This window comes from Sulfitobacter sp. NFXS29 (assembly GCF_040148765.1).
Classification (GTDB): domain Bacteria; phylum Pseudomonadota; class Alphaproteobacteria; order Rhodobacterales; family Rhodobacteraceae; genus Sulfitobacter.
Map to the genome: position 1 here is coordinate 1 of NZ_JAGDED010000007.1, position 11713 is coordinate 11713.

General features: G+C 59.0%; 14 protein-coding genes and 1 tRNA gene. 6 read left to right on the plus strand and 9 right to left on the minus strand.

What is annotated here, in order from left to right; genetic code table 11:
* The 8 genes from J3456_RS11970 to J3456_RS12005 all read right to left on the minus strand — a co-directional run.
* A partial coding sequence (locus J3456_RS11970; protein WP_349580446.1) for a hypothetical protein occupies positions 1–280 on the minus strand: 280 nt, incomplete at its 3' end.
* A 112-nt stretch (positions 281–392) separates the two neighbouring features.
* The gene (locus J3456_RS11975; RefSeq protein WP_349580447.1) at positions 393–572 is read right to left on the minus strand and encodes a helix-turn-helix transcriptional regulator; all 180 of its coding nucleotides are present in this window, start codon (positions 570–572) and stop codon (positions 393–395) included.
* Between the two features lie 61 nt (positions 573–633).
* On the minus strand, positions 634–1110 hold the full coding sequence (locus J3456_RS11980) for a hypothetical protein (protein ID WP_349580448.1): 477 nt from the start codon (positions 1108–1110) through the stop codon (positions 634–636).
* A 55-nt stretch (positions 1111–1165) separates the two neighbouring features.
* On the minus strand, positions 1166–1345 hold the full coding sequence (locus tag J3456_RS11985) for a helix-turn-helix transcriptional regulator (protein ID WP_349580449.1): 180 nt from the start codon (positions 1343–1345) through the stop codon (positions 1166–1168).
* Between the two features lie 73 nt (positions 1346–1418).
* A complete protein-coding gene (locus J3456_RS11990) occupies positions 1419–2606 on the minus strand; it encodes a tyrosine-type recombinase/integrase (RefSeq protein ID WP_349580450.1) in 1188 nt (395 codons plus the stop codon).
* Positions 2607–2873: 267 nt separating this feature from the next.
* Positions 2874–3269, minus strand: a complete 396-nt coding sequence (locus J3456_RS11995) for a response regulator (protein ID WP_349580451.1) — start codon at positions 3267–3269, stop codon at positions 2874–2876.
* Positions 3270–3344: 75 nt separating this feature from the next.
* A complete protein-coding gene (locus J3456_RS12000) occupies positions 3345–3524 on the minus strand; it encodes a hypothetical protein (RefSeq protein WP_349580452.1) in 180 nt (59 codons plus the stop codon).
* Positions 3525–3653: 129 nt separating this feature from the next.
* The gene (locus tag J3456_RS12005; RefSeq protein WP_349580453.1) at positions 3654–4736 is read right to left on the minus strand and encodes an NAD(P)/FAD-dependent oxidoreductase; all 1083 of its coding nucleotides are present in this window, start codon (positions 4734–4736) and stop codon (positions 3654–3656) included.
* A gap of 251 nt (positions 4737–4987) precedes the next feature.
* Between J3456_RS12005 and J3456_RS12010 the strand changes: the two genes are divergently transcribed.
* Genes J3456_RS12010 through J3456_RS12025 form a run of 4 tightly spaced genes read left to right on the plus strand, consistent with a single transcriptional unit; the run spans position 4988 to position 9326 of the window.
* A complete protein-coding gene (locus J3456_RS12010) occupies positions 4988–6079 on the plus strand; it encodes an ABC transporter ATP-binding protein (RefSeq protein ID WP_349580454.1) in 1092 nt (363 codons plus the stop codon).
* Positions 6080–6139: 60 nt separating this feature from the next.
* Positions 6140–7183 carry an ABC transporter substrate-binding protein gene (locus tag J3456_RS12015; protein ID WP_348657038.1) on the plus strand — a complete coding sequence of 348 codons (1044 nt, stop codon included), beginning with the start codon at positions 6140–6142 and terminating at the stop codon, positions 7181–7183.
* Positions 7184–7243: 60 nt separating this feature from the next.
* The gene (locus J3456_RS12020) at positions 7244–8473 is read left to right on the plus strand and encodes an ABC transporter permease (protein WP_349580455.1); all 1230 of its coding nucleotides are present in this window, start codon (positions 7244–7246) and stop codon (positions 8471–8473) included.
* A gap of 4 nt (positions 8474–8477) precedes the next feature.
* Positions 8478–9326 (plus strand): ABC transporter permease, encoded by an 849-nt coding sequence (locus tag J3456_RS12025; RefSeq protein ID WP_349580456.1) that lies wholly within the window; start codon positions 8478–8480, stop codon positions 9324–9326.
* A gap of 61 nt (positions 9327–9387) precedes the next feature.
* On the opposite strand, the gene J3456_RS12030 is transcribed toward J3456_RS12025, so the two are convergent.
* A tRNA-Lys gene (locus J3456_RS12030) sits at positions 9388–9463 on the minus strand.
* Between the two features lie 104 nt (positions 9464–9567).
* Here J3456_RS12030 and dapF point away from each other — a divergent pair.
* Together dapF and mtaB are read left to right on the plus strand one after the other, a co-directional pair.
* Positions 9568–10401, plus strand: a complete 834-nt coding sequence (gene dapF, locus J3456_RS12035; RefSeq protein WP_349580605.1) for a diaminopimelate epimerase — start codon at positions 9568–9570, stop codon at positions 10399–10401.
* A complete protein-coding gene (gene mtaB / locus J3456_RS12040; protein WP_349580457.1) occupies positions 10398–11651 on the plus strand; it encodes a tRNA (N(6)-L-threonylcarbamoyladenosine(37)-C(2))-methylthiotransferase MtaB in 1254 nt (417 codons plus the stop codon). The genes dapF and mtaB overlap by 4 nt, the downstream gene beginning before the upstream one ends.
* Positions 11652–11713 lie beyond the last annotated feature (62 nt).

An 11713-nucleotide genomic window follows, 5' to 3' on the forward strand; every position in this document is an offset into this window, starting at 1 on the left:
ACATTTCCTTCGTGATCGGCACCCCATAGTCGCGGCGCAGGATGCTAACCCGGTCCGAGATGCGCACCGGGCTGGCGCAGTAAACAGGCTGCTGGATCAGCGCATCAAGGATGATGCGATTGCCCTTCGCCAAGGTGAAGGTCTTTGTTGTTCCATCCTCACTGACGACTTCATAGCGCGCCGGGGCGGTGCCTTTGGGCATGTCGCTCCAGCGCTCTACGCGCAGCGCATTCGCCGGGGGTCGGTCAGTCGGAATGAAGTTCTTAGTGATAATGCTCATACATTCGGTCCTTGAATTTTGGACCAAGCGCGGCTAACATTCGGGTAGTCCGCCAAGACTGTCGAATGATTAGCACCCCTGCTTGATCCTTTGGATTGGGCGGGGGTTTGCATTATGCAGCGTGCTGTTGTGCGGAGCTTAAAGCTTCATCCACCGCACTTTCGATCCAATATAGGCGGCTACCAATTTTGATCGGTGCAGGGATGCGATTTTCATCGACGTCCCGATAAATAGAAGACCTAGAGCGGCCACCCATCTTTTCGGATAACTGGTTCAAGTTAAGGTACTTCACGGATCATCTCCTTCGGCGGTTGCTTCATGGTGCTCCATGGCAAACTAACCGTTAGAAATGGTCATGTCGTTTGGGCGAAACCCTCCCAGAGTTTATCGCAAACTTCTGATCTCCAGCGCCTATCGATTTTAAGGATCTTCTTTCCGCGCGATACAGAAGCCTCCACGGTTGATTGCGAAAGGTATGGCCCCTGTTCGACTAAATCGACCAAGCCGATTACTTCTCGGTTCGAGATGGAGGTTCCGTCCTTCCTAGAATACGACCGGCCCTTTTTCTTGGCTACGATAGCGCCGACCACATGCGCCATATCCCAGCAGCACATAGCTCGGACCGCATCTACACTCATGAGCTCATCGTCGTGAGCGGGCCTACCGGCCTTTCTTTTTAGGCGGAGTTCGATTTGAGCAAGCCGATCCTGCAAACTTCCAAGCACAACTAGCCTCTTTGCTTCCGGAGTTGTCGTAGCCTGCAAAATATGAAGTGGAACTCCGTAGGTCTCCGAGAGCTCCGCATCTGTTAGTTCAAACCAGTCGTACATAGCACCCCACCAAACGAAAACCCTATTCATCAATCAAAGTGAACTGTTTGCTCGGTCAGATATCGCTCCGCTTCTCAATCCAGATATCTACAACACTCTGTCGCCAGCCGATGGCACGGACCCCCAACTTGGTTGCCTTCGGAAAGTCATCCCGACCCATCATGCGATAAATTGTAGACCTGCTGAGTCCTGTCACCTCCTGCACTTCCCGGCAGCGTAGAATTTTATCAGTCATCGTTATCTCTTTGTTAAATGAATGATGCCATTCGTAGCAGGTTGTGGTTAAGGCAAAATTTAAGGAACGGGACTTACGCAATTCTAATCACCTCGCTGGCGTTCTTGCCTGTGACGTGATCCGCCCAGCGCGCCATGAGTGGGCGACGGCGTTCTAGTAGGTCTGTCCTACGGTAGGACCGCTCGACCTTGTTGCCGACCACGTGAGCCAGTGAGGTTTCCACGACAACTTCCGGCATGTCAGTAGTCTCCACGCACCACGTTTTGAAGCTCGAACGGAAGCCATGAGGACGGGCCAGCAACTCCCTCCGCTCCATGTGACGGCTCATGGTTGCGTCCGAGATCACACCCTTACGAACGCTTGGGAACAGGTAGCCCTCACGCGCCAGCGGCTTTGCCAACTCAATGACTGCTAGGGCTTCATCGGACAAAGGCACCCGGAAATCGGTTACGGCCCCCACCTGCCCTTTCATGTTACCTTCGGGCACGGTCCATACATTGCCGTCGATTTGATCCAAGTTACAAAAGCGAACGCCATATGACCGGACGGCAGTCAGGATCAGCAACCGCAGGGCAAGGTGTGTGGGCGTCTGCTCGGTAAGGCTGCCGTAGAAGGCAGGCACCTCCGGCCAAGGCATGTAGGGAATGTTCTTCGCCTTGTGACGTGTCTTTCCCAACAACGCCCTCGCCTTCGTCGTTGCTTGAAGATCCACATTGAGACCCATCGCCGCCGCATGTTCTAGCGTGATGTTAAGGCGGTTCATTGCTTTGCGGGCCGTGTCTGCCTTCTCATGCCAGATAGGCTCCAAGGCGTTCTTAATATCCTGCTGGTCGATTTCCTCAACGGGAACCTTACCAATCTTCGGAAGCACATGCAGTTCGAGAGGGGAGAACCAGCGGCCAGCCTTACCGTCACCCTTAAGCTGCGACTTGCGAGATTCAAACGCCTCACGAGCAACCGATGCCAGAGTGTGGTCTTGCCGCTCTGATAGTCGCCGCTGCCGCTCACGCTCTTTAATGGGGTCTTTGCCCTCTCGGACCACCGCCCGCCACTTCTCTGCCGCCGCTCTCGCTTCTTTCAAGGAAACGGCCTGAAGGTTGCCGATACCCATCTCACGCCGTCGCCCATGAACAGTAACGCGCAGCACCCACTGAGCACCGCCGTCATCACGCTTAACGAGCCATAGCCCTCCCCCATCCGAATATTTGCCGGGTGTGGCGGTTCTGACCTTGGCCGAAGAAAGCTTGTTCAATGCCGCCAAAATCCAATCCCCCTCTCAATCCACCCCTAGATATAGCATAGCATGATATCGGATGAAACAGGGTGATACAATCAGGGGCATTAAAAACAGAGGCTTGGCTATTTGGTGAAACAGACTGACACTAGATGAGACGTCAGTTCAATGCCTCTCCTGGGCACCAATATTCCCCGACAAATGATTGACTGTAGATCAGGTCTTAAGCGACCCCGACGCTACGCGCCCCGCAAGGGGGCGTTATGCCGCCCAGTCTGCGTGCAGACGCACCCGCTATTGAACCGCAACGTCTGCGTTTTTCAGACATAACTGCAGCCGCTTTCCAAGCTCTGACAGGCTAAAAGGCTTTTTTAAACAGTCGCTTGCCCCTGCCGCCAAAGCGCGGCGCAGCAGATCCGCGTCTTTTCGGGTTGAGATCATGACGACCGGAACGCCGTGGTAGAATGGCAGACCTCTGACATGGCTACAGAACTCAAGCCCGTCCATCGCAGGCATCATGAAATCCGTGATGATCACGTCTGTCGCGATCCGTTCTTTCGCCAGCGCGTCCAAGGCTTGGGCGGGGCATCCATAATCCGCCACGCATGAAAATCCGACTTCGGCGAGGGACGCCTGAATGAACTGCCGCGCAATCTCTGAATCGTCGACAACGATAGCATTCCAGTTCATTTCACCGCACCTTGCATCCTGAATCACGCCCCGAGGGCCACCGTAGCGGTGCGGCACTTAATATCGTGTGAATGCTTAAATGCGCTTGCCGACAAACAGCGCAGTGTCGGAGCGGATGCAGGCGATCTCACCCTTTTGCCAGACAAGCTCCCCCTGCGCGGTCGCGTATTTACCCATGCTGACGCAGGCGGTGATCGGGGTGAACTCTGTGACGCTTTGCGCGGCATCGAAACTTTGGCTGAACTGAATGGACATGGCTTGTGCTCCTGAGTTGACGTGAATCAACCTTCGCACATGTTGCCGCTCAATGCCTGCTGGCGTCAGGATAACGGCCCTATTCTTAGGTATATGTCACGTCACTTTCAGACCACGAAAAGCACCCGGTCAGCGTCGGTTCAGCAGCTTTTGGTACTTTGGCACGAACAGATCCGCGCCTTTTACCTTTTTCGTCACCCAATCTCCTGCGGTGAACAGCATCAAAAAGCTATTGCCGCGCTCCGGCCCCAGGGGCAGCACGATCGGCGCCTCCGCACCCCAGGCGCGATAGGTTTTCATATCCGCCAGTTTACGGCCCGTGATCAGCCCGGTGAGAGTCTTTTTCAACCAAGGCAATTGCCGGCTGACCGCGACGATGGTCATGTTATCACCGGGGTCCGCCACGTCCCCGGCGGCAAAGACGTTGGGCAAGGACGAGGGGCGCAGATGGCCGTCGGTCTTGATCCGCTCTGCGGCGGCGACCTCTGCGCCGGGCAGGTTTTTCAGCAGGTCAGAACAGGCGCGCGCCCCCAACACGGGAAAGATCAGATCGAATGTGCGCTCAGCCCCCCCTTCGAGAGTCACACTACCCGCATGCGGCTCTGTCATAGAGACAAGCCCTTCGACCTTTTTGCCAAGGATAAGCTCCACCCCGCTGGCCCTTAACTTCTTGCTCAGCGAAGCCCCAAGGCTGTCCGGCTTGGCCGCAAAGAGCTTGTCGTCCATGGTGATCACGGTGATCTTTTTGTCGGGCATGGCGTGGGCAATCTCGCCCGCAAGCTCAACCCCCACAGCCCCGGCACCGATGATGCCGACGGTTTTGGCCGCCTGCAGCTTTTCATGCGCGGCTTGGCTCGCGGCCCGCAGCCCGTCGATGTCTGCGCCCTTGGGCTTGAAGGGCGCGGCATAGTTTGAGCCGGTCGCGACGACGATGTAATCTGCGTCGACCCGCGCGCCGTCGTCGAGGGTCACACCCTCCCCGTCTACACCCGTCGCCCGCGCCGCAACGACGCGGCCGCGCTTCAGCAAGCGGTCATAGGGGATCAGCGAGTCCTCGACCAAACTGGGCTGGACCACGGCGCGGATCATCGCAGAGGCATGCACGAAATGGCTGCGCGGTTCGATCAATGTGACATCGGCGATGTCGTCCATCGCCTTGGCCAGTTCCGCCCCAAGATACCCGCCTCCTACGATTGCGATACGTTTGCCCATCGGTGCTGTCTCCTTGTGGTCATCCCAGTCTGCCGGACAATCTTGCCCATGCGGTTGGCTATCCACATAGGCGCGGGGTCATAAAATTCCCGCCCGAGATGCCAAAACCCGCCGACTGTGCCGCCAAAGTGGTCACATGCTCACCCGATAAGCGCCTTAAGGGGGGCCGATTCTCTTAAACGATACAACATATTGTTTAGAATCATCGCACCTGCTTAACTCCCCCCAGCGACAGGGAGAGCCGCGGCACAATGAAAGACACCAAAGCAGAGACTTTTCTGCGTTTTGACAACGTCAAGAAAAGCTACGATCAGGAAAACCTCGTCGTCAAAGGTTTCGACATGGACGTGCAGGAGGGGGAGTTCATCACCCTTCTTGGCCCCTCCGGGTCCGGCAAGACCACCGTTTTGATGATGCTCGCGGGGTTTGAGAGCGTCACCTCGGGCGATATCGCGATCAACGGCCGCTCAATCAACAAAACCGCGCCTAACAAGCGCAACATCGGCATGGTGTTTCAAAACTACGCGCTGTTCCCGCATATGACGGTGGCCGAAAACCTCGCTTATCCGCTGGCTGTGCGCAAAATGTCCAAGGCGGATATCAAAGAGCGTGTGGCGGAATATCTGGCGCTTGTGGAATTGTCGGCCTTCGGCGACCGCCGCCCCGGTCAGCTTTCGGGAGGGCAGCGGCAGCGCGTGGCACTGGCCCGCGCGATGATCTTTCAGCCGACGCTGATCCTGATGGACGAACCTTTGGGCGCGCTCGACAAAAACCTGCGCGAACAGATGCAGTTTGAAATCACCCGCCTGCACAAGCAGATCGGCTTTACCGTGATCTACGTGACCCACGATCAGACCGAAGCACTTTCGATGTCGGACCGGATCGCGGTCTTCAACGATGGCGTCGTGCAACAATGCGCTCCACCGGCAGAGCTGTATGAGCGCCCGGTTAATGCCTTCGTGGCCGAGTTCATCGGCGAGAATAACTTCGTGCAGGGCAAGATCAGCCAGATCGAAGGCGAAATCGCCAAGGTCGAGACAGACACCGGCACCATCACCACGCAAACTTCCGAAGGGCTGACCGAGGGCGCGCAATGCCGCGTGTCGATCCGGCCCGAGAAACTGTTCATTCACCCCACGACCCATGCGCATGACAACGCGCTGACGGCGACCTTTGTCACGCGCATCTATGTGGGCGATTTCATCCGCTATTATTTCCGCCTGCCCGACGGCACCGACATTATCGTCAAAGTGCTCAACGACCTGTCCGCGCCCGAGTTCGAAGACGGCGCGACGGCGCAGCTGTTGTCCCTGACGAAAGATTGCATCGCCTTTGCCAATTAAAGGCGACCGAGGGCAAACCGGGGCCCCGCAAAAGACCTGGACACAACAAGGAGAGACCCGATGAAGAAACATCTGACGTATCTGGCCACGACGGCGCTGCTTGCCAGCCCTGCTCTGGCCCAGGATCTGACAGTGACATCTTTTGGCGGCGCCTATGGCGCGGCACAGATGGAGCACATGATTGAGCCCTACATGAAGGAATCCGGCACCAACGTCTTGTTCGAAGACTACGGCGGCGGCGTGGCCGAGATGAAGGCGCAGGTCGAAGCCGGGAACATCCTGTGGGATGTCGTCGACATCGAGGTGATCGACCTCGAGCGCGCCTGCGCCGAAGGCTATCTAGAAGTGATCGACCAATCCGTTCTGCCCGATGGTGACGATGGCACCGCAGCGGCGGATGACTTCATCGAAGACGCGCTGGCCAATGAATGTGGCGTCGGCAACATCGTTTGGTCTGTCGTCTTCGCTGTGAACACAGAAAACGGCGAAGGCCCAAAAACCATTGAAGACTTCTTTGATACCGAGAAGTTCCCCGGCAAGCGTGGTCTGCGCAAACGCCCCCAAGTGAACATGGAATGGGCGCTGCTGGCCGATGGCGTTGCCCCCGAGGAAGTCTATGAAGTGCTCGCCACCGAAGAGGGCCAAGCCCAAGCCTTTGCCAAGCTCGACACCATCAAGGATGAGATCACTTGGTACGACAGCTGGTCTCAGGCCCCCGTTCTGCTGAACGACGGCGGTGCCACCATGGTGCAATCCGCCAACGGTCGTATCTTTGCCGCGATCAAGGACGATGGCGCGCCCTTTGAGATCGTCTGGGACAGCCACATCTATGACCTCGACGTCTGGGCGATCATGAAAGGCACCGAGAAGAAAGAAGAGGCGATGGAGTTCATCAAGTTCGCCACAGGCACCGTGCCGCTCTCGGGGATGCAAGACGTGGCCTACGGCCCGACCCGCGCCTCTGCTCAGGCGCTGCTGCCCGAAGAGGTCAAGAAAGACCTGCCCACCGCGCACCTTGATGAGGGCGTGAAGGCCGATGGTATCTTCTGGGCCGACTATGGCGAAAGCCTTGGCGAGAAGTTCAACGAATGGCTGCTGCAATAAGCACCCTGCCCCGCGCCTTTCCGGGCGCGGGGACCCCACACCTTACAGATGAGTAATCGCGTGCCCAGCCTCAGTTCCGAAGACGCCGCCAACGCCCGTCGCCAATTGCGCAGACGCCGCACGCAGGCGTTTTTGTTTGTAGTGCCGCTGCTGGTCTTTATCCTCTTTGCCTTTGTGGCCCCGATCACCACGATGCTGTTTCGCAGTGTCTATAACCCGACCGTCGCCGAACTGGCGCCTGAGACGCTGACCATGCTGGAGGACTGGGACGGCGAAACCCTGCCCGATCCGGCTGTGGTGACGCAAATGGCCATCGACATGAAGCGCATGGCGGGCAACCGCACCTCCGGTAAATTCGCCGATGAGATTAACCGCGCCCTGCCGGGCATGTCGAGCGTGATCAAATCCACCGCTCGCGGGTTGCGCCGCGCCGATGATGCGGAACTCGCCGCTAACGGGGCCGAGATGCTGCTGGCCGAGAATGACCGCTGGGCCAAGCCCGCCACATGGCGCGCGATCCGCAGCGCCGGACAGGCCTATACCTCAAGCTATTACCTCACCGCCGTTGATCTGGAGTACGATGCCGAGGGCGAGATCATCATGCGTGATACGCAGATCTACAAACAGCTCTATACCAAGACGCTGAAGATGGCGCTGATCATCACCGGGCTGACCATGTTGCTGGGCTATCCGCTGGCGTTTTACATGTCCCAAGCCTCTCCGGCGACGGCGAACTTCCTGATGGTCTTTGTGCTGCTGCCGTTCTGGACCTCGCTTCTGGTGCGCACCACCGCTTGGATCGCGCTGTTGCAAGCGGGCGGCGTGGTGAACTCTACGCTCATCTGGGCGGGGCTGATCAATGAGCCGATTGAACTGCTTTACAATGAGTTCTCCACCATCCTCGCCATGACCCACATCCTGCTGCCCTTCATGGTGCTGCCGCTCTATGCGGTGATGCGCGGGATCGACGCGAGCTTCATGCGGGCGGCGATCTCCATGGGCAGCAACCCGATTGGCGCGTGGTACAAGATCTACCTGCCGATGAGCTTGCCGGGCCTCTCGGCTGGGGCGCTGTTGGTCTTCATCATCTCGGTTGGCTACTACATCACGCCCGCGCTGGTGGGCGGCACCGATGGTCAGATGATCTCCAACATCATCGCCTTCCACATGCAGGTCTCGAACAACTGGGAACTGGCGGCGGCGCTTGGCTCGCTCCTCTTGATCCTGATCCTTGTCCTCTACTGGCTGTTCGACCGTTTCGTCGGCACCGACAACCTCAAGCTGGGATGACGCCATGAGCCCATTGCCCGACTATTACACGATCTGGCACAAAGCGGGCCACTATGGCCTGCGCATCATGGCGGCCTTGGTGCTCATCTTTCTGATGCTGCCGATCCTCGTGATCATGCCGCTGTCGTTCAATGCCGAGCCGTTCTTTACCTTCACCCAAGGCATGCTGTCGCTCGACCCCGACGCCTATTCGACGCGCTGGTATCAAGAGATTGTCGATGACCAGAAATGGCGCATCGCGATCCGCAACTCCTTCCTCGTCGGCATCGCAGCGGCAAGCATCGCCACGGTTCTGGGGACACTGGCCGCTGTCGGCCTCGCCTCGCCTTGGATGCCATTCAAACGGGTCATCACCGCGCTGCTGCTGTCGCCGATGATCGTGCCGTTGATCATCATCGCGGCGGGCATGTTCTTTTTCTATACGCAGTTCAATCTGGTCGGCACCTTCACCGGGCTGATCATCGCCCATGCGGCGCTCGGCGTGCCCTTCGTCATCATCACCGTCACCGCCACGCTCAGCGGCTTTGACCGGTCACTGTTTGTCGCGGGGCTGAGCCTCGGGGCCTCGCCGCTCAAAGTGTTCTGGGATGTGGTGATTCCGCTCATCCGCCCCGGCGTGATCTCGGGCGGCCTTTTTGCCTTTGTCACATCCTTTGACGAGGTAGTGCTGGTGCTCTTCCTCGCAGGCCCCGAACAGCGCACGATTCCGCGGCAAATGTTCTCGGGTCTGCGCGAGCAAATCAACCCGACGATTCTGGCGGTGGCGACGCTGCTGGTGGTGCTCTCGGCGACGATGCTTTTCGTGCTGGAAGCGCTGCGGCGTCGTTCGGCGCGGCTGCGCGGTCAGGAATAGGCGAAACCGCCCGCGGGCGGCACCAAACACCTGATCCACAACTATATTCGGGGGGGGTGAGTGGTGAGCCGTGATGGGTTCGAACCATCGACCTACTGATTAAAAGTCAGTTGCTCTACCAACTGAGCTAACGGCCCACTAGGCGGGTAACTAGAAATTACGGGCGGCAGGGTCAAGCCCTTAATTACGAAAATAATGCGAGATGCTGGATTAGTTTTCATGCCGGGGTTATATGCCCCGAATGTACAGCGATCAGACCCCCGGATTGCCCTTCATGAAAATGCATGGGCTAGGCAATGACTTCGTCGTGTTTGATGCACGTGCGGAGGCAATCGACGTGACCCCGGCGATGGCGCAGGCCATCGGGCACCGGCAATTTGGCGTGGGATTCGATCAGCTTGCGGTGATTACGCGCGGGACGGGCGACGCGCATCTGACCTTTTACAATTCCGACGGCTCCCTCTCTGCCGCCTGTGGCAATGCCACCCGTTGCATCGCGCGCTACCTGATGGACGACACAGGCCGCGATTCGCTGCATTTGACCACCGCGCGGGGCGATCTGGCGGCGAAGGACGCCGGGGGCGGCCTGACCTCCGTCAATATGGGCCACCCGCAGTTGAATTGGGACGAGGTGCCACTGGCGCGCGAAATGGACACGCTGCACCTGCCGATTGATGGCGCCCCCGTCGCCACCGGCATGGGCAACCCGCATTGCACCTTCTTCGTCGATGATGCCGAGGCGATGGACCTCTCCGATCTCGGCCCCCGCGCCGAGCATGATCCGCTTTACCCTGAACGCACCAATGTGCAGGTCGCGCAGATCGTTGGGCCGGATCACATCCGCATGCGCGTTTGGGAACGCGGCGTGGGCGTCACGCTGGCCTCGGGCTCGTCCTCCTGCGCCACCGCCGTGGCCGCCGCGCGCCGGGGTCTGACAGGCCGTGCCGTGCGCATCGACCTCGACGGCGGCACACTGCACATCGATTGGCGCGAGGATGGCGTCTGGATGACGGGGCCGACCGCCCATGTTTTCTCCGGCACCTTCACCCCCGAGTTTCTGGAGAGCCTGACATGAGCGCCCCGATCTTCAGCACCATGGGCTGTCGCCTCAACGCCTATGAGACCGAGGCGATGAAGGAACTCGCCGAACAGGCGGGGCTGCAGAACGCCGTGGTGGTCAACACCTGCGCTGTCACGGCCGAGGCCGTGCGCAAAGCCCGTCAAGATATCCGCAAACTGCGCAAGGCGCACCCCGAGGCGCGGCTGATCGTCACCGGCTGCGCCGCGCAAACCGAGCCCGAGACCTTTAACGCCATGCCCGAGGTTGATGCCGTGATTGGCAACACCGAAAAGATGCAGGGCGCGACATGGCAGGGCATGGCCGCCGATTTCATCGGCGAGACCGAGACCGTGCAGGTCGACGACATCATGTCGGTGACGGAAACGGCGGGCCATTTGATCGACGGGTTCGGCACCCGCAGCCGCGCCTATGTGCAGGTGCAAAACGGCTGCGACCACCGCTGCACCTTTTGCATCATTCCTTACGGTCGCGGCAATTCCCGCTCGGTCCCCGCAGGGGTCGTGGTGGACCAGATCAAGCGGCTGGTCGACAAAGGCTTTAACGAGGTGGTGCTGACCGGAGTCGATCTGACATCATGGGGGGCCGATCTGCCCGCCACACCAAAGCTCGGCGACCTGGTGATGCGAATCTTGCGTCTGGTGCCCGATCTGCCGCGACTGCGGATCTCCTCGATCGATTCCATCGAGGTGGATGAAAACCTGATGCAGGCCATCGCGACGGAGCCACGCCTGATGCCGCATCTGCACCTGTCGTTGCAGCACGGTGACGACATGATCCTCAAGCGCATGAAACGCCGCCACCTTCGTGACGATGCGATCCGTTTCGCCCAAGAAGCCCGCGCTCTGCGGCCCGATATGACCTTTGGTGCCGACATCATCGCCGGTTTCCCGACCGAGACCGAAGCGATGTTCGAAAACTCGATGAAACTGGTCGAGGAATGTGACCTCACGTGGCTGCATGTCTTCCCTTATTCCGCCCGCCCTGGCACCCCCGCGGCGCGGATGCCCGCGGTGAATGGTGCTGCAATCAAAACCCGCGCGGCACGGCTGCGTGCGGCGGGTGAGCGCCAAGTGCAACGGCATCTGGAGGCACAGGTGGGGCAGACCCATGATGTGCTGATGGAGAACCCTCACATGGGGCGCACGGCGCAGTTCACCGAGGTGAGTTTTGCCGCGCCACAGGTCGAGGGCGACATCGTGCGGGCCGAGATCACCGGAATTTCAGGCACGCAGCTGACCGCCTAGCGCGAAGGGCATCGCCCTCCCTGGGGGCGATGGAACGAGGCTGTGGCCGGAACGGCTGCCGT

Excerpts from the sequence above, each read along its gene's own strand:
- J3456_RS12015 (WP_348657038.1), top strand. The coding sequence starts at position 6,140 with ATGAAGAAACATCTGACGTATCTGGCCACGACGGCGCTGCTTGCCAGC.
- mtaB (WP_349580457.1), top strand. The coding sequence starts at position 10,398 with ATGAGCGCCCCGATCTTCAGCACCATGGGCTGTCGCCTCAACGCCTAT.
- J3456_RS11980 (WP_349580448.1), bottom strand. The coding sequence starts at position 1,110 with ATGTACGACTGGTTTGAACTAACAGATGCGGAGCTCTCGGAGACCTAC.
- J3456_RS12000 (WP_349580452.1), bottom strand. The coding sequence starts at position 3,524 with ATGTCCATTCAGTTCAGCCAAAGTTTCGATGCCGCGCAAAGCGTCACA.
- J3456_RS11995 (WP_349580451.1), bottom strand. The coding sequence starts at position 3,269 with ATGAACTGGAATGCTATCGTTGTCGACGATTCAGAGATTGCGCGGCAG.
- J3456_RS12010 (WP_349580454.1), top strand. The coding sequence starts at position 4,988 with ATGAAAGACACCAAAGCAGAGACTTTTCTGCGTTTTGACAACGTCAAG.
- J3456_RS11985 (WP_349580449.1), bottom strand. The coding sequence starts at position 1,345 with ATGACTGATAAAATTCTACGCTGCCGGGAAGTGCAGGAGGTGACAGGA.
- J3456_RS12025 (WP_349580456.1), top strand. The coding sequence starts at position 8,478 with ATGAGCCCATTGCCCGACTATTACACGATCTGGCACAAAGCGGGCCAC.
- J3456_RS12005 (WP_349580453.1), bottom strand. The coding sequence starts at position 4,736 with ATGGGCAAACGTATCGCAATCGTAGGAGGCGGGTATCTTGGGGCGGAA.
- dapF (WP_349580605.1), top strand. The coding sequence starts at position 9,568 with ATGTACAGCGATCAGACCCCCGGATTGCCCTTCATGAAAATGCATGGG.